Source organism: Pseudarthrobacter sp. NPDC092419 (genome assembly GCF_044755045.1).
Classification (GTDB): domain Bacteria; phylum Actinomycetota; class Actinomycetes; order Actinomycetales; family Micrococcaceae; genus Arthrobacter.
Genome location: NZ_JBIVQF010000001.1, coordinates 597,396 through 617,528 on the forward strand (window position 1 = coordinate 597,396; position 20,133 = coordinate 617,528).

17 protein-coding genes are annotated in these 20,133 nt (G+C 67.3%); 5 read left to right on the plus strand and 12 right to left on the minus strand.

What is annotated here, in order from left to right; translation table 11 throughout:
• Positions 1–151: 151 nt before the first annotated feature.
• From ACIQC0_RS02675 to ACIQC0_RS02695, 5 genes are read right to left on the minus strand one after another with little or no spacing between them, the layout of a single operon-like run.
• Entirely contained in the window at positions 152–406 is a 255-nt protein-coding gene (locus ACIQC0_RS02675) for a hypothetical protein (protein ID WP_400532461.1), read from the minus strand.
• Position 407: 1 nt separating this feature from the next.
• Positions 408–2,348: a glycogen debranching N-terminal domain-containing protein gene (locus ACIQC0_RS02680; protein WP_400532462.1), complete on the minus strand. Its 1,941-nt coding sequence runs from the start codon at positions 2,346–2,348 to the stop codon at positions 408–410.
• On the minus strand, positions 2,345–3,691 hold the full coding sequence (locus ACIQC0_RS02685; RefSeq protein WP_400532463.1) for an MGH1-like glycoside hydrolase domain-containing protein: 1,347 nt from the start codon (positions 3,689–3,691) through the stop codon (positions 2,345–2,347). Before ACIQC0_RS02685 ends, ACIQC0_RS02680 begins: the two co-directional genes overlap by 4 nt.
• Positions 3,688–4,485 (minus strand): sugar phosphate isomerase/epimerase family protein, encoded by a 798-nt coding sequence (locus ACIQC0_RS02690; RefSeq protein WP_400532464.1) that lies wholly within the window; start codon positions 4,483–4,485, stop codon positions 3,688–3,690. Before ACIQC0_RS02690 ends, ACIQC0_RS02685 begins: the two co-directional genes overlap by 4 nt.
• Complete coding sequence (locus ACIQC0_RS02695) at positions 4,482–5,546, minus strand: zinc-binding alcohol dehydrogenase (protein ID WP_377215060.1); 1,065 nt, start codon at positions 5,544–5,546, stop codon at positions 4,482–4,484. Before ACIQC0_RS02695 ends, ACIQC0_RS02690 begins: the two co-directional genes overlap by 4 nt.
• A gap of 121 nt (positions 5,547–5,667) precedes the next feature.
• On the opposite strand from ACIQC0_RS02695, the gene ACIQC0_RS02700 reads away from it, so the two are divergent.
• The gene (locus tag ACIQC0_RS02700; RefSeq protein WP_400532465.1) at positions 5,668–6,648 is read left to right on the plus strand and encodes a Gfo/Idh/MocA family protein; all 981 of its coding nucleotides are present in this window, start codon (positions 5,668–5,670) and stop codon (positions 6,646–6,648) included.
• Here the strand turns inward: ACIQC0_RS02700 and ACIQC0_RS02705 are convergent.
• Positions 6,645–7,679 carry a LacI family DNA-binding transcriptional regulator gene (locus ACIQC0_RS02705; protein ID WP_400532466.1) on the minus strand — a complete coding sequence of 345 codons (1,035 nt, stop codon included), beginning with the start codon at positions 7,677–7,679 and terminating at the stop codon, positions 6,645–6,647. The genes ACIQC0_RS02700 and ACIQC0_RS02705 overlap by 4 nt on opposite strands.
• A gap of 81 nt (positions 7,680–7,760) precedes the next feature.
• On the opposite strand from ACIQC0_RS02705, the gene ACIQC0_RS02710 reads away from it, so the two are divergent.
• On the plus strand, positions 7,761–8,696 hold the full coding sequence (locus ACIQC0_RS02710) for an ROK family protein (RefSeq protein ID WP_400532467.1): 936 nt from the start codon (positions 7,761–7,763) through the stop codon (positions 8,694–8,696).
• Here ACIQC0_RS02710 and ACIQC0_RS02715 read toward each other — a convergent pair.
• Positions 8,663–10,438 carry a class I mannose-6-phosphate isomerase gene (locus tag ACIQC0_RS02715; protein ID WP_377215056.1) on the minus strand — a complete coding sequence of 592 codons (1,776 nt, stop codon included), beginning with the start codon at positions 10,436–10,438 and terminating at the stop codon, positions 8,663–8,665. The genes ACIQC0_RS02710 and ACIQC0_RS02715 overlap by 34 nt on opposite strands.
• Positions 10,439–10,527: 89 nt before the next feature.
• Between ACIQC0_RS02715 and ACIQC0_RS02720 the strand changes: the two genes are divergently transcribed.
• Complete coding sequence (locus ACIQC0_RS02720) at positions 10,528–11,100, plus strand: SGNH/GDSL hydrolase family protein (RefSeq protein WP_377215055.1); 573 nt, start codon at positions 10,528–10,530, stop codon at positions 11,098–11,100.
• On the opposite strand, the gene ACIQC0_RS02725 is transcribed toward ACIQC0_RS02720, so the two are convergent.
• Genes ACIQC0_RS02725 through ACIQC0_RS02740 form a run of 4 tightly spaced genes read right to left on the minus strand, consistent with a single transcriptional unit; the run spans position 11,081 to position 15,613 of the window.
• Positions 11,081–12,250 (minus strand): MGH1-like glycoside hydrolase domain-containing protein, encoded by a 1,170-nt coding sequence (locus ACIQC0_RS02725; RefSeq protein ID WP_400532468.1) that lies wholly within the window; start codon positions 12,248–12,250, stop codon positions 11,081–11,083. The two genes, ACIQC0_RS02720 and ACIQC0_RS02725, sit on opposite strands and share 20 nt — an antisense overlap.
• Before the next feature lie 23 nt (positions 12,251–12,273).
• Positions 12,274–13,197, minus strand: coding sequence for a carbohydrate ABC transporter permease (locus tag ACIQC0_RS02730; protein ID WP_377215053.1), 924 nt, complete (start codon positions 13,195–13,197; stop codon positions 12,274–12,276).
• On the minus strand, positions 13,197–14,198 hold the full coding sequence (locus ACIQC0_RS02735) for a carbohydrate ABC transporter permease (protein ID WP_377215052.1): 1,002 nt from the start codon (positions 14,196–14,198) through the stop codon (positions 13,197–13,199). The genes ACIQC0_RS02730 and ACIQC0_RS02735 overlap by 1 nt, the downstream gene beginning before the upstream one ends.
• Entirely contained in the window at positions 14,195–15,613 is a 1,419-nt protein-coding gene (locus tag ACIQC0_RS02740; RefSeq protein ID WP_400532469.1) for an ABC transporter substrate-binding protein, read from the minus strand. The genes ACIQC0_RS02735 and ACIQC0_RS02740 overlap by 4 nt, the downstream gene beginning before the upstream one ends.
• Positions 15,614–15,903: 290 nt before the next feature.
• Here ACIQC0_RS02740 and ACIQC0_RS02745 point away from each other — a divergent pair, with 290 nt between their 5' ends.
• Positions 15,904–17,052, plus strand: coding sequence for an ROK family protein (locus ACIQC0_RS02745; protein WP_400532470.1), 1,149 nt, complete (start codon positions 15,904–15,906; stop codon positions 17,050–17,052).
• Positions 17,053–17,170: 118 nt separating this feature from the next.
• Entirely contained in the window at positions 17,171–17,500 is a 330-nt protein-coding gene (locus ACIQC0_RS02750; protein ID WP_377215049.1) for a DUF6457 domain-containing protein, read from the plus strand.
• Between the two features lie 126 nt (positions 17,501–17,626).
• On the opposite strand, the gene ACIQC0_RS02755 is transcribed toward ACIQC0_RS02750, so the two are convergent.
• Complete coding sequence (locus ACIQC0_RS02755; RefSeq protein ID WP_400532471.1) at positions 17,627–19,924, minus strand: FdhF/YdeP family oxidoreductase; 2,298 nt, start codon at positions 19,922–19,924, stop codon at positions 17,627–17,629.
• Between the last annotated feature and the right edge of the window lie 209 nt (positions 19,925–20,133).

The following is a 20,133-nucleotide window of genomic DNA, read 5'->3' on the forward strand; positions in this document are numbered from 1 at the left end:
GCGCCAGAGGTAGTAAGCCGGGCTTCCTTTCGACGCGCAGATTGGAATCCGACCCGCATATGCGAAGGCGCACCCCATATATGAGGTGCGCCTTCGAGGACCCGCGTCGCCAACGAATATGCGCGTCGAAAACAGCCGCGGCCGGAAGTTACTAAGCCATGCCCGGCTGCTCCCGCACCAGCCCGTACGGCACGGCGGGGTGGGCGCGGACCACGTAGCAACCGTCCCCCACGTCGGTGATCATGATGCCGGTGCCGTAGCGTTCGGCGGCGTCCCCGACAGTCCGGACCGCGTCGGCCAAAGCCTGCTGGAGCTGGGCCTTGTCCCGAACCCGGACCTCTACCATGCCGGCGCTTCGGGACTCCGGCGTCGCCCGCGGCACACCGGCGCGCGGACGGTCCCGCACGCTACTCACCTCCGGCCCCGCTGCCGGCCAGGCGCTCCGCCGTCAGCCCGGCCGCAGCCGCCCATGCCTGCGGCGAACCGGCGTGATGGTACGTGACCGGGACCGGGAAGTCCGTACGGGAGAACCCGCCGAACAGCTCCGGAAGGGTGTTGCCGAAGTGCGCGGCGGCGTCCCGCATGCCGTTGGCCACTGTGCGGGCCTCGTCGAGGAAACCGTAGGCGGCCATGCCTTCGGCGGCGAGCATGGTGTCGTGCGGCCACACGGACCCGTTGTGGTAGGACATCGGGTGGTAGTAGAACTGGCCCTCGGCGAGGGTGCGGATGCCCCAACCCGTGAAGAAATCCGGCTCGAGCAGGCGGGTGGCCACGGCGCGGGCGTCCGCCGGGTCCAGGATTCCGGCCCACAGCAGGTGGCCCGCGTTGGAGGCCAGCGAATCCACCTGGGTGCCTTCGCCGTCCACCGCGAGCGCGGGGAAATCGTGAACGTCCATCCAGAACGCCTGCCGGAAGCGGGCCTTCAGTTCGTCGGCCAGGACACGGAGGGTCTCCGCCCAGGCCGCGTCGCCCCACTGTTCGGCAGCCACCCGGGCGCATTCGCGCAGCCCCCGCCACGCGTAGCCCTGGACCTCTGCCAGGGCAATGGCACCCTCGGGCTGGCGGCCATCCGCTCCCGCCACGGCGTCGAACGAATCCTTCCAGCCCTGGTGCAGCAGCCCGTTGGGGTCCGGAGTGTAGCGGAGGAAGCCGGTGGCGCGCAGGCCGCCGTCCCCCAGCATCCAGTCCACGGCCGCGCGCGCCGGCGCCTCGAGCTCGCGCAGCAACGCCGGGTCCTTGACCTCGCCCAGTGCCATCAGGAACAGCGGCGTTGAATCCACGGTGCCGTAGTAGCGGCCGTACGGAACGGCGCCCAGCTGGGCCAGCTCGCTGATGCGGACCTCGTGGACCATCTTGCCCGGCTGTTCTACGCGGGACGGATCATCCACCGTCCCCTGCGTCGCCGCCATGGCCCGGAGCACATCCGCCAGGAGTTCGGGCCGCTCTGCCCGCGTCAGCAGCGTGGACAGGAGCGAATCCCGGCCGAACAGCGTCAGGAACCACGGAAGGCCGGCTGCGGGAATGGTCAGCTCCGGCTTGACCGGGCAGGGCATGAGCAACGAGTCCAGGTCGGTCAGGCACTGCCTGCGGAGCGCGCTCCGGCCAACGTCGGGTGCCACGCTGTTAAGCACGACGCCGGCACTGGCTGCCGCTCCGGCGGCACCTGCGGCTACGGCCGGGTTGGCCGCGGTGGACCGCGCGGCGATGGAGAGGCTCCGGGACTCGCCCGGGCCCACCGGCAGCTCCCAGGAAAGCACCGCGCCCACGAAGCGGTCCGCTGCCGGTTCCCGGCGCACTGACGGCGGGATGCTGGCCGTGACCCGGGTGCCCGCGGCGAAAGTACGCCCATGGTAGGTGTGCCGGTAGTCGAAGGTGAGGGAGCCGTCGTCGCCCACGTCCACGCTGCTGGCCGCGCCGCTGAGGTCGAAGGTGCGCCCGTCGGTCCGGACCGTGAACTGGTCCGCGAAGTCCGTTCCGGCCCGCAGTACCAGCCGCGCCGTAATGGGTTCACGGCCCAGGTTGCGGATGGAGAGGGTCTCGGTCAGGCCTGCCGCGTCCAATTCCTGGCTGCGGAAGACGAAGAGGTCATGGGTCTGGTTGCGGCGTGCCACGGGGCTGAGTGCCGTGTCGCGGCGGCCCGGGCTGCGGACTGTTCCGACGTCCCAGAAGGTGGAGTCGTCGATTTCCAGGATCCAGCGGGACAGCAGGCGGGTGTCCGCCACGTAGAGGCCTTCGGTTCCCTTTGCCGGTGCGTCGGCGGTGCCGACGCTGCCGTCCGCCGCGCCGCGCATCATGGCGCCGTGGGCCACCAGGACCGATACGGCTGAGGGAGGAGGAACAGCGGTCATGACGGGCTCCCGTGGTAAGTGGTTTCGAGGGCGAGGGCGGCGGTCCAGCTGAAGCTCCGCGTGCCGTGCGCGGCACCGGTCCAGGGGTCCACGTATTCCGGGAAGTCCTGTTCGGCGGCGAGCCGGGCGATATTGTTCCGGAGGAAGGCTGCCTTCTCGCTGTGGCCCTGCTGCTCCAGGGCAACCGAGACCATCCAGCTCATGTTGAACCAGGCCGGGCCGCGCCAGTACAGGGCAGGGTTGTGGTCCTCTGCGGTGGCATCGTAGCTGGGCACCATGAGGGCGTCGTTGCCCATGAAGCGCGGACCGTAGAGGGTCTCGAGCAGGGCGTCCGCGTGCGGCAGGTCTGTCAGCAGCAGCGGGATCAAACCGTTGACCGTGGCTTTGCGGACCATGGTTCCGTCGGTGACGTCGCGGGCGGAGTAGCAGCCGAGATCAGGCACGTAAAGGGCCTCCAGCGCGGCGCTGATCTCCCGGGCACGTTCCAGGTGCGGCCCGGCGGGCAGCCCGAGTTCGCCGGCGATTTCCGCCAGCGCCAGTTCCGACACCGCGAGGAGGGTATTGAAGAGCGGGTCCTCCATCAGGAACGGGTAGTCCGGATCGGCGTCGTCGCAGTTGTGGTCCCGGTAGCGTTCGGCCATCCAGAAGTACTTGCCGTACTCCTTCTGGCTGGGGCGCTCGCCGGCATCCGCGTGCTGCAGGTCCGGACGGTTCAGGACGGTCTTGCAGTTGCCGGGGATACGCTTCATCACGGTGTCCCACAGCGGGGAGTTGTCCGTGCCCGATTCCCAGGGGTGGACGATGCATGCCAGGCCGGAACCGCCGCGGTCGCGGCGGGTAGATAGGTATTCGTGCCAGTGCACCAGCTTGGAATAGTTCCGTTCCAGGAAGGAGCGGCGCCTTGATTCGGCGGGGTCCGCCTGGTGGATCTTCCAGACAGCCCAGGCGTGGTTGGGCGGCTGGACCAGGCCGGCGGTTTCCACGTGCCTGGGTGCGCCCGGAATCCGGCTGGACTGCCAGAATGAGGCGCCCGGCGCGTAGTCCTTGTCGCGGTAGGGATCGAAGATGATCTGCGGGAGCCGGCCGTCGTCCCACTGGCCTGCGAAGAGTGCGTCCATTTCCTGGCCGGCGCGGCGCGGCGACATCCGGCTGAGGCCGATCGCGATGAACGCAGAATCCCAGCTCCACTGGTGCGGGTACAGGCCCCCCGCCGGAACGGTGTGGGTCTTGCGCCAATTCGCTTCGAGGATGGCAATGGAGCGGGCGGCGATCTGCGCGGCACCCACCTCAGCCGCTGCACCCGGGTGCATGCCGCCGTCGTCCGTTGTTCCGGGGGTGTTCACAGGTACCTCCCCAGGAGGGCAGGGACGCGCGGGAGAACGTCCGACGCCGGCCCGGACAGCCGCGATTCCAGCGCCACAGTTCCCTGGTAGCCGATCGATTTCAGGGTGGCGCCGAACAGCGCCCAGTCGATGTTTCCGGCGCCCGGCTCGAGCCGGTTGGAGTCGCTGGCCTGGACGTGGCCAATGAAGGGGGCGGCGGCCTGGAGCGCGGCGGCCGGGTCGCTTTCCTCGATGTTCATGTGGTAGGTGTCCGGGGCGAGCTTCACGGAGTCCAGCCCGACGAGCTTCAGCAGGCGCACGCCGTCGGCAAGGCGGTTGACCATGTGGTCCTCGTAGCGGTTGAGCGGCTCAAGGTAGATCTCCACACCCTCGGACGAGGCGTGCTCCCCCAGCGCGGTGAAGGCCTCCACCAGGACGGCGGTGTCCTCCTCGTCAGTGCGGGGCGGGACGAACGGCGGGAGGCGCTTGGAGAACATGCCGTAGGACGCGGGCGTCATCACGCCGCGGCCGCCGATTTCCGCCATGACGCTCAGCTGGGATTTGAGTTGGGCGACGGCGTCCTTCCGCAGCTCCGCATCGAACGCGCCGACGAAGTGGGTCATGTCCACGCAGGCGGTGGGCATGACAACCCCGACCTGGTGTGCGCGGCGCAGTTCCGGCAGGCGCGCCTGGAACTGCAGGTCTCCGGCGGAGCGGAGCTCGATCCCGTCAAAGCCCCAGGCCAGGGCCTGCTCGAATTTCTCTTCCAGGGTGCTGCCCGAAAGGTGCTGCTCCTGAACGGTGATGAGGGTCATGGGAACTCCAATACAACCTGGAGCGCGGACGCTGCGTCCGTATCCAGGAGTTCATAGGCCTTGGCTGCTTCAGCCAGGGGGAAGGTGTGGGTAACGAGCGACGGCGCGTCCACGAGGCCGCGGGCCAGGTAGTCCGCCACGGTCTGCTGCAGCCGGGGGACGGTCCAGCGGGAGCGGAGCCGGTTGGGGACGGAGCCGATCTGTGAGGCCAGGAGCTGGACCCGGTTGTGATGGAACTCTTCGCCGAAGCGAACGCCTGCAGCCTCGCCCTGGTAGAACCCGGCGGCGATGACGGTACCGTCAGCTCCCACGGCGCGGGTTGCCTCGTGCAGCGCCCTGTAGTTGCCGCTCAGCTCGATGGCCACGTCCACGCCCGCCCCTGCGGTGATCCGCCGGATTTCTCCCGCGAGCTGCGGAGTGGGTGCAAGCGCATGGCCGGCACCCCATTCCAGGGCCTTGTTGCGGCGCGCTTCGATGCCGTCCACGGCTATCACATTGGCGCCGTTGAGCACGGCAAAACGGGTGGCCAGCAGGCCAATGACGCCTTGGCCGAAGATGGCCACCGTGGACCCTGGTCCGAGGTCGGCCGCAAGCACAGCACTCAGTGCGATGGCGCCCACCCGGACGAACGCCCCGGCCATCGGGTCCACCCCGGGCGGCAGGACGTGGCCCCGCAACTGCTCTGCCGCAAGGACACCTTCATCCCGGTGGCCCCAGATGCCCCAGACCACATCGCCGGGCTGGACGGGCGGGTCCGCTTCGGCACCTTCACTTCCGGCACGCAGGGACGGGGCGACCTCCACCACTTCGCCCACTTCCGAGTAGCCCCACCCGTCCAGTGGATAACCCAGGGACTCCTGGCCAGGCTCGAACAGGCGGGACTTGGGGTCCCACACAGAGGTCAGGTACGGGTTGGTGCCGCGGTAGGCGGTCAGCTCGGTGCCGGCGGAGATGCCGGAATAGATGGTCCGCACGCGGACCTGGCCCGGCTCCAGCGGAACCGGCGGCTGATCGATGATGGCGACGCTGCGGGGCGCCGCAATGCGCAGGAATCGGGACACTGTGTGACGGTCCTTCGAGGTCGGGAAGAGTGGATGCACTCATGTGATGCAATCGACATTAGCACAAGAACTAGCCCACTTGTGTATAGAAATTATGCAAAATCTGCAGTACGTTTTTTACATGACTTCATCCCCTGCGGCAGGGCCGCCTGCAGCGAACCTTCCCCCGGTCCGGGTTGGCCTGGTCGGCGCTGGCCAGTGGGCTGCCACCATGCACGCGCCCCTCCATACGGCCGGAGCCGAAACAGAACTGGTGGGCATCTGGTCTGCCGGAGGCCGCAGCTCCGCCGCGCTCGCCGCACAGCACGGAGTGCGCGCCTTCGAGTCTTTTGACGAACTGCTGGCGTCCTGCGAGGCTGTCGACTTCGCAGCCCCGCCCACCGCCCAGGCGGAACTTGCCCCGCGCGCCGCCGATGCCGGCCTGGCGCTGCTCCTGGAAAAGCCGCTGGGCGGCTCACTGGAACAGGCATCCGCGGTGGCCGAAGCCGTCCGGCGCAACAGGACGCCGAACGCCGTCGTCCTTACCAAGCGGTACCACCCGAGGACCCGGTCCTTCCTGGCCGCCGCCGCCGAGCTCGGCGAGGAAGCGCCGGTCCTGGGCATCACCGGAACGTACCTGCACGGCGGGTTCCTGGCCGGCGGCTTCCTGAGCACGGGCCTGCCTGCGGGCCAGCGGAAGACGGGCTGGCGGGACGAATTCGGCGCGCTCTATGACCTGGGCCCGCACCTGTTGGACCTGATGGAGCTCGCGGCGGGGCCAATCGAAGCGGTCAGCGCACACGGCAGCCGGGAATACGTTGCCCTGACCACCTTTCATGCCGGCGGTGCCACCGGCCAGGCGTCATTGTCCGGGTCCGTCCAGCTGCCGTCGGTCCGGACCCGGCTCAGCGTCTACTCCCCCGCGGGCACCCTCGACTACACCACGGAGGGCATGGACCACGCGGAGTGCTGGCCCATCCTGCGCAGGGAGTTCGCCGACGCCGTCCGGCTGGGCAGCGCTGCCACCGTCGATGTCGAGCGGGCCCTGCAGATCCAGTCGATTGTTGAGGCCGCTGCCCTGTCCGCCCGGGAAGGGCGCCGGGTCACGCTAGAGAAGCCCTAGTAGTTGTGCACGGCATAGTTGTGCACAGCGACCGGAAGCTGGACCACGCGGGGCCCCGGCTCCGCCGCACCGTCCAGGCGTTCGAAGAGCATCGTGGCCGCCGCCGCGCCGAGCCGCCGCGGGTCGTGGGACATCACCGTCAGTGGAATGCCCAAAAGGTCGGCGAGCTCCACGTCGTCGAAGCTGGCCAGCGCCGGAACGCCGCGAGCGTCCATGCGGCCTTTCTCGCGCCACTCGCAAATGGCGCGCAGGGCCCCTACCGTGGTCCGGTTGTTGGCCGAAAAGAAGGCCGTTGGCGGATGGGGGCCTGCCAGTTGCCTGGACACAGCTGCTGCAGCCATCCCCGTATCCCTGACGGCGGCCAGGAGTCCTTCGTCGAAGTCCGCGCCGGCCTTTTCCAGTGCCTGCCGAAACCCCTCATAGCGCCGCTGCGCGGTGGACGTGCCCGCCAGGTCACCGAGAAACCCGATCCGCCGGTGTCCTTGCGCCAGCAGGGCGGCAGTTCCCGCCGCTGCCCCGTTGACGTCATCCACGAGGGCCGCGTCGAAGTCCGCGCCGCTGACCGTCCGCGTGGCCAGGACAATGGGCAGGGCGCCGGCGCCGGGCACGCTTTTGGACTTCTCCTCCCGGGCCGCAGGCACCAGGATGACGCCTTCCAGCTGGCGGTCCGCAAACTCTGCCATCAGCCGTTCTTCCCGGCTGGGATCACCGCCGCTGGTGCCCATGACGATCTGCCGGCCATGCGCGGCCGCAACCTCCTCGATGCCCAGGGCAAACTGTCCGTAGTACGGGTTGGCGAGATTGGTGACCGCCACCCCGATGAGGCCCGTGGGCTTCCGCAGGCGGGTGTTCCGGGCGTTCTGGTTGGGCCGGTAGCCGAGCTGTTCAACCGCTGCACGCACACGCTCCTGAACTTCGGGACGGACGTTGTGTCCACCGGCCATAGTGCGGGATACCGTCATCGGGCTGACGCCGGCCAGCGCCGCCACATCCCTGACGGTGGGGGCGGAGCTGGCCTTGGTGCCGGACATTTTTTCACCCCGAAGATTACTAGTGGACATGCGCCGCCGCGCCGGACGCTGCCCACGTTACCAAGACCCAGGAGACACCACGTGACCCATCCTCATTTGCCGACCCCCGTCCTGGAAATCGGCGGCACGCATGTCACCGCGGCCCTGGTCCACGGACCGGGCGGCACATGGCGGGTGGCGCCGGACAGCGTCGTCCGGCGCGGCCTCGATGCGCACGCGCCGGCCGCCGGGCTCCTGGATCGGATCGCGGAAGCCGCCTCGGGACTGGGCACCGGCCACAGCGGGACGTGGGGCGTGGCGCTGCCGGGGCCGTTCGATTACGCGGCCGGAGTGGCGCTGTATGAGCACGTGGGAAAGTTCGATGAGCTCAAGGGCGTGGATGTAGGTGCGGAGCTGGCCCGAAGGCTCGGCACGGCCGCCCGCAGCATCAGCTTCCTCAACGACGCCGACGCCTTCGGGATCGGCGAGGTCGCGCTGGGCGCTGCGGGCGGCAGCCACCGGGCGGCATGCATCACCCTGGGTACCGGCGTGGGTTCGTCTTTTCTGGCGGACGGCGTCCCCGTGAAGAGCGGCAGCGACGTACCGCCGGACGGCAGTTGCTACCTACTGGAGTACAACAGCCTCCCCCTCGAGGAGACCGTCTCACGGCGCGCGATCCGCCGGGCCTACGCGGACGCAGCCGGGGGAAACCACGACGACGCCGGCGCCCCGGACGTGCGCGAAATCGCCGGGGCCGCCCGGACCGGGGACCCGGTGGCGGCAGCGGTGCTGGACCATGCCTTCGGGGCGGCCGGGGCCGCGGCCGCGCCCTTCCTCAAGCGCTTCGGGGCAGAGGTGCTGGTGGTGGGCGGGTCCATGACCGGATCCTGGGACCTCGTGGAACCGGCGCTCCGGCGGGGCATCGCCTCGGTGGAGCCGGACCTGGCCCGGCTTCCCCTGCGCAAGGCCGAACGCTCGGAGGAAGCCGGGCTGGTAGGAGCCGCCTACTGGGCGATGGCCGCCGGCAGCGCCGTCTGAGTGCCCCGGACGTAGGCCTTCACGGTGCCCAGCTTCTGGCCCACGCCGCTGCCGTGCGGACGGATCGTGTAGGCACCCACCGACGCCGGGATGATGAACGTTTCGGCGTAGCTGACCACGAAGGGTTCAAACGCGCCGTCCGGGCTCTCGACAACCGCTTCGGACCCTTCCACCAGGTTCAGGACATTGACGGTGCCCTGGGTATGGTGCGGCACCGCGTCGGTGAACCAGTGCCTGCGGACCTCGATGAATTCGAGTTCGTGCAGGCCGGTTCGCTCCTCGCTCCAGCCGTCCCCCGAGCCAATCTGCTCCACCTGGTCCAACAGCTGCTCGCGGGCCCATTCGGTGTCCCGGTCCCACTGGATGTTGCGGCTGGCGTGCTCCACATGGATGGGCCTCGGGCGGCCATCGAGGCCCACCCGGTCCCAGTCCCACATCTTGAAGGTGAAGATGTAGGGCGTCGCGGAGATTTCCAGCACCATCGAATTGGCGCCCGAGCAATGGACAGTGCCGGCCGGAATGGAGAAGTGGTCGTGTTTCTTCGCCGGGAAGGCGTTGACGTATTCCTCCGCCGGGAAGTGCGTGTCGCCGTCGGACGCGTCCTTCAAAGCCTTCACCATGGCAGCCGGGTCGGTGCCCGACTTGAGTCCCAGGTACACCACCGCGTCGTCGTCACAGTCCAGGAGGTAGTAGCTCTCGTCCTGCGTGTAGTGCATGCCGAAGCGGTCCTGGATATAGTCCGTCAGCGGGTGCACCTGCAACGAGAGGTTCCCGCCTTCCATGGTGTCCAGGAAGTCGAAGCGGATGGGGAACTCGGCGCCGAACCGGGCATAGGTCTGCGGGCCGAGGAGCGCCTTGGGCTGGGTGAACACGACGTCGATGGACGGCAGTTCGATGACTGTCCCGCCGACGTCGAGCAGGATGCTGTTCTCCTCCGGCACGCAGTCGAAGCACCAGGCGTAGTTGTCCGCGTCGCTGTCCAGGCCGATGACGTGCTTCATCCACTGCCCGCCCCACACGCCGGGGTCGAAGAACGGCACCACGCGGAACGGCGCGGACGCGGCGGCGGCCATCCCGCGGTGGAACGTTTCGCCGCTGATGAGGACGGCTTCGTCGGTGCTGCGGTTGGTGTCCAAAACGTAGTCGAGCTGGCCGAACAGCTGCCGCTTGTGCCGGTCCGCCACGCGCCATTCCACGAAGAAACTCCGCTTGTACTTGCGCAGGTTGTCCTCGCCGCCGTTGTCGCAGCGCCAGTTCGGGGCACCGGCACGCTGGCGTTGCTGCAGTTCCCAGCGCGCCATGTCAGCCAGCACCAGGGTGCGTTCCGGCAGCGGCACCAGTGCCGCCCCCCAGCCCACCAGGACCACGGGAGCGTCCGACGACGACACGTCCGTCGCGAGCGCGGCAAGCCTTGGGGCGTCGTAGAAGTCGCGCAGGGTGTGGTGGCTCAGGACGCCGAAGACCCTGTCGTCGGTGAGGTTGGCCTCGATCAGGGCGTCGATCTCCTCGATGGGCCGGGCTGCCCGCTCCTCCACGTCGAGAAGGCGGTGGCCCGGGAGTGCCTCGGCGATGCACCGCTTGAGTTCCGGGAGGTCCGTGCCGGGGTAAGTGTCCACCACGATGGTCCGGGTACCCCGGGCGGCAATTTGCCGCCAGGCGTCGGCGCCCGACCAGGCGCGATGGTCTCCGGGAACGGTCACGGTGGGGAACTTGTCGTAGCGCCGGGGAGGATTGTGGCTCATAGTCTTCCGATCGGTTTGCTTGGTTTGATAACGTTACCAGAACTGTCCGGGACCTGCCGGAGGGATACAGCAGAAGGGCGGTTGCCGCGATGCGGCTGATGATTTCCTACGGGCATTCGTGGATCGACGGGGACGGGGCGTCCACAGCTGAAGCATGCCTCGCGGCACGGGCCGCCTCCGGCCTGGGGCTGGAGCTGGACAACCGCGGCGTCGGCGGCAGCAGCAGCACCGGGACGGCCGCCCTGGTCCTGGCCGACCCTCCCCCGCCGGCCACCCTCTACCTGCTGATGACGGGACTGAACGACCTGCGCCTGGCCGGGGATTCGGCGTCGGGCCTTGAAGGCTACGCCGCTTCGCTGCGTACCGTCCTTGGCGCGTTCCGGCAGGCAGCCCCGGAGGCTTTGGTGGTGGCCGTGGTCCAGCCACCCCTGCTGGACTTCAGCCTTTATGCACCGCACAACCTCGGCTCCAACGAACTGGTGGACATATACAACGAAGCACTGCGGCAGGCCATGGCCGGAGATCCCCGAGCCGTGCTGGCTGAGGCTCCCGACTGGGACGCAGCCACCATGCTTGACGAGGACACAGTGCATCCGAACGACGCGGGCCATGCCTGCCTGGCCCGCGCCGTCCTCCGCGTGGCTACTGCTGCATGGCAATGACCAGGCCCGCCCAGCTCTGGGGCACCGCGCCGAGGCCGCGCCCGTTCTCCGGGTTCCAGTATTCGGCCCAGCCGCTGGCCACGGCGCCCTTGGCGGTGAGCTCTGCCATGGCCTCGGCTTCCCGCGCCATGCCCTGGCCGAGGAAGGCCCGCTGGAACAGGTAGTTCAGTGGCGGCCAGGCCGGACCACGCCAGTAGGTGTCCGGATCGTAGGCCGGGTGCTCCCGGCCTACGTTCGCCGGTCCGAACGGAGCGCCGAACCTGGCCGGGTCCGCCAGCTGGTCCAGCGCAGCCCGGGCCTTCGCCGTGTCTGCCGTTACCAGGGCGCCCATCACGCCGTCGCTGATGGGAATGTGGACTGACGGTCCACCGCCCACCACGGCAAGGTCGGACCAAAGCTGTTCCTCCGCGTTCCACAGGTGCGCGTCCATCGCTGCCGCAATGGCGTCCGCCCGGTCCGCCAGCTCCCTGTCGCCGGTCACTGACGCCAGCTCGCGCATGTTGAACGCCGTGTAGGCGTTGAACGCCGCGGGGCACGCCACAAAGCTGGTGGACCAGTTGGCGGCACCGTCCTCGGAGAAGGTGACCTCGGTCATCCGTTCTTTGTTCCACGCGGTGCGGGCCGGGCGGCTGTAGCCCTCTTTGGTCCGGCCGGGGGCACCCCAGTCGTCCCAGCGCGGCGAGTGGTCGTTGCCCGCTTCCCAGGGATGGACCACGTAAATGAGGCCCTCGGGGGTGCGGCGGTTGTCCCACAGCCAGTCGAGCCCGGCCTTCGCCCTGGCCAGCGTTTCCGGAGCCAAGGCGATGCCGGCGTCCGCCAGCAGTTTGATCGTGTGGCCAAACATGGGCGGCTGGGTGAGGGAGGACGTCCGGGTGAGGGGGCCCAGCCAGGTGTCCGGGCCTTCTCCGCCATACCGCATGTGCGGGACCATCCCGTTGTCCAACTGCCCGGCCAGGACAGCATCGAGTTCCTTGACGGCGCGGGCATCCCCCAGCTTCGCCCAGATGATGGCGTGGAAGCAGGAGTCCCACAGCCACAGATGCGGATAGGTGCCGGGGTTCGGCACCGAGTAGCCGTGCTCCGGCCGCCAGTGCGCCTCGAGAAGGTTCCGCACCTCTTCGGTGAGCGCCGCCGTCGTGCTTTCCTGCATGTTTTCCTGTGCGTGCTTGCCCGTCACCCCTTCTCAGCTCCCGCTGTCAGGCCCTCGGTGAGAAGTCGTTCGGCGGCGAAGAAGATAATGATGATCGGCAGCGTGAGGATCACGGAACCGGCCATCAGGACCGTGGCAGGCACCTCAATACTGCCAGCCAGCTGGGACAGGCCCAGTGAGACCGTCCAGTTGGGGCGCGAGTTCACCAGGAACAGCAACGCGAACAGGAATTCGTTCCACGCGATCATGAAGACGAACAGGCCGTTGCTTACGATGGCCGGCATGGCCAGCGGCAGGCTGATCCTCCGCAGCACGCCCAGGCGGCTGCAGCCGTCCAGCGCGGCGGCTTCCTCAAGGCTGGTGGGGATGGTGTCGAAGTAGTTCCGCAGCATATAGATGGTCACCGGAATCACCTGCGCCACGTACACAATCAGCAGCGCCACCAGCTGGCCGCGGAGGCCGATTCTGGTGAAAAAGGTGAATAGGGGGATGGCCAGCAGGATGCTGGGGAACAGGTAGACCGCCAGGAACAGGCCGCTCACCTGGCGGCGGCCGAAGAAGTTCAGCCGGCTGATGGCGTAGGACCCCGGGATAGCTACCAACAGCGAGATCAGCACGGTCCCCAGCGCCACGATCGCACTGTTGCCCATGAACTTCAGGAAGCCATGACCGCCGTCCTCCTGCGTGGCCATGATGGACGTGTAGGCGCTCCAGTTCAGTTCCTGGAATGGAATCACCAGGGAGCCGGGGTCGCTCAAGAGCGATTCCAGCGGCCGGATGGACAGGATGAACATGTAATAGAACGGGAAGAGGGTCGCCAGCAGCAGGCCGACAATGACCACCCACCGCAGGACCCCGAATATCTTGGTCTCCACAACGTCGCGGGACACCCCGGAGCCCTCCGGCCTCCTGGAGGAAGTGCGCCTGGTCTCAACGGGTACCGCCATCAGGAGACCTCCTCTTTCCTGGTGAAGAACTTGATGTAGATGCCGACGAACAGGCCCAGGATCAGTGCCAGGACCAGCGCCTGCGCGGAGGCCGCACCGATGTCGCCGCGGGCCGTCAGGAAGTTGTAGACCGTCACGGCCACCACTTCCGTGCCGGCGCCGCCGCCGGTCAGCAGATAGATGTCATCGAAGCTGTTGAATGTCCAGATGAAGCGCAGCACGGACAGCATCGCAATGGTGGGCAGCAGCTGGGGAAGGATGATGTAGAAGAACCGCTGGATGGGCGTGGCGCCGTCCACGCGGGCGGCTTCCTCCAGGCTGTCCGGCACCGCGTGCAGGCGGGCGGTCAGGAAGAGGAAGGCAAAGGGGAACGAACGCCAGGCCTCGAAGAGGATGACCGCGATAAGGGCCGTCGGCACCTCGATTTGCAGGCCCAGGAAGCTTACTTCCCGGACGCGCTCGCTCAGGAAGGGAATGGACTCCTCCCAGCCGAACAGCCGTTTGCCCCAGTAGTTAACCACGCCGAACTGCGGGTCAAGCATGGTGGTCCAGGTAAACGTGACGGCCACGATGGGTGCAACATAGGGCAGCAGCATGGAGGCCCGGACCAGCGTCCTGCCCTTGAAGGGTTTGCGCAGCGCAAGCGAGGCGATCAGGCCGAGCAGGATGGCGCCGGTGGTGCCCAGGACGGAGTACGCCAGGGTAGTGCCCAGCGCCTGGAAGAAAGAGCCCGAAAAGACCTGGTCGAAGTTGGCCACCGTGTACGGGCCAAAGAGTCCCACCGAGCGGATGTTCAGGATCCGGACCTTCTGGAAGGCCAGCAGGATGGTCCAGAGAATCGGCAGGACCACCATGACCAGAACCAGGACAAGGGTGGGCGAGAGCAGCGTCAGGCCGGCCCGCTGTTCCTCCCTGGCCATGGGGGAACGCCGGGGCCGGCGCCCCGGCAGGGCGGCGGCTGATGCCGCCTGCCCTGCCGGAGCGTCCTTGTTCAGTTTCACTTCAATGAACCCTGGATGGAGCGGAGGGTCTCGGCGGCCTGCTTGGCTGCCTTCTCGGCATCGACGCCGCCGGAGGTGACGTCGCTGACGGCCTTGGCGACCGGGAGTTCACCCAGTGCCGCGCCCACCAAGTCGCCCTGGCCCTGGGTGATGCCCCAGCGCTTCAGCTCGTCCGGGCCCTTCTGGAGGATGGAGAGCACGTCCTCGGAGTAGAACTTGCCCAGCGGTTCCTTGCGGTCAACGCCGGCAGGCATGTCCTTCCACTTATCCGCGTACTCGGTGCCGTTGTCGGCGTTGCCGGCACGGACCGGGAGCCGGCCTTCAGGAGCGATGGACAGCCAGTCCGCGTAGCCCGTGCTCATGAAGTACTCCACGAACTTCTGGGCGGATTCAGTGGCTGAACCCTCCGTGATGGTCCAGGAGACTACCTCACCGAACTGGGCCGGCTGATCGCCATCCGGGCCCTGGATGCCGGTGACTACGCCGGTGTTTTTGGCCAGGAAGGCGGGGTCAGCCTTGCACTCGGGGCAGGTGGGCATGGCATCGTCGCGGAGGCCGGCCATTTCATCGAGGATGAAGGTGGACCAGATGGCCATGGCTGCCTTGCCGGAGAAGTAGGACGCACGGACGGTATCTACGTCCTGCGCACCCGGAACGGAGTAGTTCTTGAGCATGTCGCGATAGAACTCCAGGGCCTTCACGCATTCGGGGCTGTCGAAGGTAATTTCGCCCTGGTCATTGACCATTTCGCAGCCATTGCCCTGGGCGATGTGCTCGAAGGTCTGCTGGGTGAAGGCTTCACCCGGCTTGTTGGCGGCCACCAGGCCGGCCAGCTCCGGTGAATCCAGTTTCTCGGCCGCGGCCTTGATGTCGTCGTAGGTCTTCGGCGCCGTGATGCCAGCCTTGTCGAAGAGGTCCTTGCGGTAGTACAGCAGCTGCTGCCAGGACGAGTCCGGCACGCTCAGCTGCTCATCGCCGTCGCGCGTCAACTCCAGGGCACGCTTGGTGAAGGTATCCTCACCCAGGTTTTCCACCACCGTTTTGTTGGCCGCAGGGTCAACCAGGTCGTTTGCTGCGAGCGTGCGGACCTGGGCCAGCGAGATGGAACCGATAACGTCCGGAAGGTCACCGGCCGCCGCGGAGGAGGTGAGGACCTGGTTGAACTGGTCCTCCGGAACGCCGACGAGTTCGACCTCAACGCCGGTTTCCTCGGTGAACTTGGCGATAATTTCCTTGGTCTTGGCCACACGGTCCGGGAGGGTGTCCGCGGTCCACACGGTAATGGCCTCAGCGTTGCCGCCGTCGGTGGAACCGCCGTCGGAATCACCGCCCTGCGTGCAGCCTGCAAGCATTGCCACCGTCAACGACGCTGCGGCAAGCACGGCCAGTTTTGATCGGCCTCTGGTTATGGTCACTTGGATGCTCCTGTCTACGGCGGCACCGGCACCGGTGCCGCGGGATTCGCGCCTCAGCTTCCGCTCCTTCCGTCCGGACCGCGCCGGCCGGATTGGAATGACAGTTACTGGATAATTCCGGCAGTGAGCGCAGTCACAATCGGAACTTGTGCCTAAAGGCTATCCAAATGTTGCCTAGGTGTCTAGCATTAGCTGCAGAATGATTTAGCTTGTAGCCTATTGACTTCTGCGCTCCAGGGCGTCTGAACCCCTAAAATAGCAGGAATGCTTTGTGACAAAAGGAGCCACAAATGTACGTGGGACCCGGCGACGTCCTGCACCTGATCCGCTCCGGCCGAGCGCGGACCCGCGGTGACATCCAGGAAGAGACCGGCATGTCCCGCATGACGGTAGCCCAGCGGGTGGATGCGCTCCTCCGCGCCGAGCTGATCCGGGAAGCGGGCTCGGCCCGACCCTCCGGCGGCCGCCGGCCCACCGACCTCGCCTTTAACCTGCAGCACTCCTGCACTCTTTCGGCTTCCGTGGAAACGCGTTCCAGCCGGGTGGCATTGACTGACCTTGGCGGTGAGATCCTGGTGGACGAACACCTGGACATCGCCGTCCAGGAAGGCCCGGAGAAGGTGCTGAACGCCATCACGGCCGCCGGGCAGCGTCTGTTGAAACGCGCCAAGGTGCCCATGGCGAAGATTTCCGGCGTGGGTTTGTCCATCCCCGGTCCTGTGGACCCCCACACGCTTCGGCCCAGCCAGCCTCCCATCCTGCCGGGATGGGACGCCTACCCCATCGTGGAATTCATCCAGGAATCGTTCCCGGTTCCGGTCCTCGTGGAGAACGACGCCGATGCCATGGCTGTCGGTGAGTACAGCGCCGGGTTTGCCGGGGTCAGTTCGCTCTGCCTGGTCAAGGTATCCACCGGCATCGGCACCGGACTGGTCATTGACGGCCGCGTGTACCAGGGCGTGGACGGCGGCGCCGGGGACATCGGCCACGTCCGGCACCCTGCGTTTGCCGGGCTGGTGTGCCAGTGCGGTTCTCTCGGTTGCCTGGCGGCGGGAGCCAGCGGCGGGGCCGTTGCCCGCCAGATGACCGATCTTGGCATTCCCGCTGAGTCGGGCCGCGACGTGCGGAAGCACCTGCTGGCGGGAAACGTGGACACCATGCGCCTGACCCACGAGGCCGGCCAGCGGCTGGGCGAGGTCATGGCCACCGTGGTGTGCCTCCTGAATCCCGCCGTTCTGCTGATCGCCGGGGACCTCGCCTCGTCGTCGCTGATCGGCGGGATCCGCGAAACGCTCTATCCCATGTCACTGCCCCGCGCCACGCGCCACCTGGACGTGCGGCTGGCGTCCCTCGGCGAGGACGCAGCCATCCGCGGCATGTCGTCTCTGCTGGTGAACGAGGTCTTCTCGCCGGCGGCAGTCAACGCCAGGCTCGGCTGAGGTTTACGACGGATATCCTTCGGGGCGTCCGGTGACTTCTGTGCCGAAGCCTTGTAGTGTCGGCGTCAGTACGGCGGGCCCCAACACGGTCCGGACCCAGGCGTTGAAGGAGCGAAACATGGCTGTCAGTGAGCACGAAGCCCAGGTACTTGACCAGTGGAGCAACCGGCTGGCCCAGGCACTGCAGATCCTGGACCTCAAGGTGGACCAGGAACTGCTCCTCGACCTGGCCCGTGAGTCAGCGGATTCGGTGATCCACGCTGCAGCACCCGTCACCACGTTCCTGGTCGGGTATGCGGCCGGCCTCGAGGCAGGCACCGGCAGTGCAGGCTCGAAGGACGCGTCCGCGGCCTCCGTGGAAAAAGCCGCGCGCGTCGCCTTCCAACTCTGCAGCGACGGTGCCGACGGCGGCCCCGCCAGCCGCGGCTGGGCGGACACAGCTCAGTAAGTTAGTGCAAGACCGGCCCGCAACCGCACGAACGTTGGTTGCCGGGGCCGGCCATGCCGGCCATGGCCGGTTATGATGACGGGGATCCGGCTACGAGCCGGATCCCCGCACCACGCGGCGGAAGTGTCAGCCGACCGGTTCCAGTTTTACGATCACGGCCTTGGACGCCGGCGTCTGGCTTCCTTCGGCCACACTTTCCAGCGGCACCAGGACGTTGGCCTCCGGGTAGTAGGCGGCGGCACATCCGCGCGCGGACGGGTAAGAGACCACTCGGTAGTTCCGCAGGACGCGCTCCACGTTGTCCGGATAAACGCCGCGCACATCCACATGATCGCCGTCCGCGATGCCCAGTTCGGTCAGGTCCTCCGGGTTGACGAACACGACTTCGCGGCCCTTCTTGATGCCCCGGTACCGGTCGTTGTGGCCGTAGATGGTGGTGTTGAACTGGTCGTGCGAGCGCATGCTCTGCAGGATCAGCGTCCCCTCCGGCCGCTGCACGTGCTCCAGTTCGTTGACCGTCAGGATGGCCTTGCCGGTGGGGGTGTGGAACGTCCGCGAATCCCGGGGCCCGTTGGGCAGGATGAAGCCGCCGTCCTGCCGGATCTTGCGGTTGTAGTCTTCACAGCCGTTGACCACGTGGGAGATGTGCTCGCGGATGAGGTCGTAGTCCTTTTCGAAGCCCGCCCAGTCGGCGGTGGTCCGGCCGCCCACGGTGGCTTCGGCCATCCGGCAGACGATCGCGACCTCGGAGAGCAGGCCGGGGGCCACGGGTTCCACGGTGCCGTGGGAGGCGTGCACCGCGCACACGGTGTCCTCTACGGAGACGAACTGCGGGCCGGTCTCCTGCCGGTCGATCTCGGACCTGCCCAGCGTGGGCAGGATCAGGGCCTCGGCGCCCGTCACCGTGTGCGACCGGTTGAGCTTGGTGGAGATCTGGACGGACAATTCAGTTTTTTCCATGGCTGCCTCGGCCGCAGTCGTGTCCGAGATAGCCCCCACGAAGTTGCCTCCGAGGGCGATGAAGGCCTTGATGCTGCCATCAGCCATCCGGCGCACGGTTTCAACCGCGTCGTAGCCGTGGGTGCGGGGCGGTTCGAAATTGAATTCCTTGCCCAGGGCATCCATAAACGCCGGCGGCATCTGTTCCCAGATACCCATGGTGCGGTCACCCTGGACATTGCTGTGGCCGCGGATGGGCGATGCGCCGGCCCCGGGCTTGCCGATGTTGCCGCGCAGGAGCAGCAGGTTGATGATCTCCTTGATGGTGGCGACACCCTTCTTCTGCTGGGTGACGCCCATGGCCCACGTAATGATCACCTTGTCGGCGGCAAGATAGCGCGCGGCAAGTTCGTCGATCTCTTCGGCGCGGAGCCCGGTAGCCTCAAGGACCGCTGCGTCGTCCAGGTTGGCCAGATGCGCGCGCAGTTCCTCGAGGCCTTCGCAGTGTTCTTCCAGGAATGCGTGGTCCAGCACGGTGCCCGGGTTGGCGGTCTCGGCGTCCAGCACCCGCTTGGAGACGGCCTGCAGCAGCGCCATGTCCCCGCCGATCCGGATCTGCAGGAACTGGTCGGCCAGGTCCGTACCGCGCCCGATGATTCCCTTGACCTTCTGGGGGTTCTTGTAGCGCATCAGCCCGGCTTCCGGCAGCGGGTTCACGGCCACGATGCTGCAGCCGGCCTCCTTGGCTTCCTCCAGGGCGGTCAGCATCCGCGGGTGGTTGGTTCCCGGGTTCTGTCCCATGATGATGATGAGGTCGGCCTTGCCGAAGTCATCGTAGGACACGGTGGCCTTGCCGATGCCGATGGTCTGGCCCATGGCCCACCCGGAGGATTCGTGGCACATGTTGGAGCAGTCCGGCAGGTTGTTGGTCCCGTAGGCGCGGATGAAGAGCTGGTACAGGAACGCGGCCTCGTTGGACGTGCGGCCGCTGGTGTAGAAGGCGGCCTCGTCCGGGCTGGGAAGTGACTTCAGTTTGTCCGCCACGATGCGGAACGCTTCGTCCCAGCTGACGGGACGGTAGTGGTCCTCCCCTGCCTTCCGGTACACGGGTTCCGTGAGCCGGCCCTGCATGCCCAGCCAGTATTCGGACCGTTTCCGCAGTTCGCTGACGGGGTGTTCTGCCCAAAAATCGCTGCCGATAACCACCGGGGTGGCTTCCCAGGTGACGGCCTTGGCGCCGTTCTCACAGAACTCGAAGGTCTTGCGGTGCCCGGGGTCCGGCCACGCGCAGCTCATGCAGTCAAAGCCGTCCTTCTGGTTCAGCGCCAGGAGCGTCTTCCCCGCCCTGCCCACGCCCATATGCTTCAGCGCCGGCTGCATGGAGTGGTAGACACCGGGAACGCCGGCAGCCCAGGTTTTGGGATGCCCGCTGACTTCCAGCTCGGACTCGTCGGCTTCTTCGACCTTCGGGTTTTCACGCGTCACGCGACATGCTCCTTGGTTTGGGCCTGGCCCGGATACCGCGGCACTTGCCGGCGGACCAGATTCATCCAGACTTGTTCAGGGCGTCCTGTAAGTCAAGGAAGGCCCAGGGCGGGTTTGTCCACATAAAGGATTTTCATTGCGGTGCCGAGCCACGGCCCGCGTACGCTGGAGTCCGCGGCTGAAGCAAGCGGCCGCTGGAGCCACCGTGC

Bases quoted from the DNA above. Each gene is read 5' to 3' on its own strand.
- ACIQC0_RS02680 (WP_400532462.1), bottom strand. From the start codon at position 2,348: ATGACCGCTGTTCCTCCTCCCTCAGCCGTATCGGTCCTGGTGGCCCAC.
- ACIQC0_RS02690 (WP_400532464.1), bottom strand. From the start codon at position 4,485: ATGACCCTCATCACCGTTCAGGAGCAGCACCTTTCGGGCAGCACCCTG.
- ACIQC0_RS02700 (WP_400532465.1), top strand. From the start codon at position 5,668: ATGACTTCATCCCCTGCGGCAGGGCCGCCTGCAGCGAACCTTCCCCCG.
- ACIQC0_RS02705 (WP_400532466.1), bottom strand. From the start codon at position 7,679: ATGTCCGGCACCAAGGCCAGCTCCGCCCCCACCGTCAGGGATGTGGCG.
- ACIQC0_RS02715 (WP_377215056.1), bottom strand. From the start codon at position 10,438: ATGAGCCACAATCCTCCCCGGCGCTACGACAAGTTCCCCACCGTGACC.
- ACIQC0_RS02720 (WP_377215055.1), top strand. From the start codon at position 10,528: ATGCGGCTGATGATTTCCTACGGGCATTCGTGGATCGACGGGGACGGG.
- ACIQC0_RS02725 (WP_400532468.1), bottom strand. From the start codon at position 12,250: ATGCAGGAAAGCACGACGGCGGCGCTCACCGAAGAGGTGCGGAACCTT.
- ACIQC0_RS02730 (WP_377215053.1), bottom strand. From the start codon at position 13,197: ATGGCGGTACCCGTTGAGACCAGGCGCACTTCCTCCAGGAGGCCGGAG.
- ACIQC0_RS02745 (WP_400532470.1), top strand. From the start codon at position 15,904: ATGTACGTGGGACCCGGCGACGTCCTGCACCTGATCCGCTCCGGCCGA.
- ACIQC0_RS02750 (WP_377215049.1), top strand. From the start codon at position 17,171: ATGGCTGTCAGTGAGCACGAAGCCCAGGTACTTGACCAGTGGAGCAAC.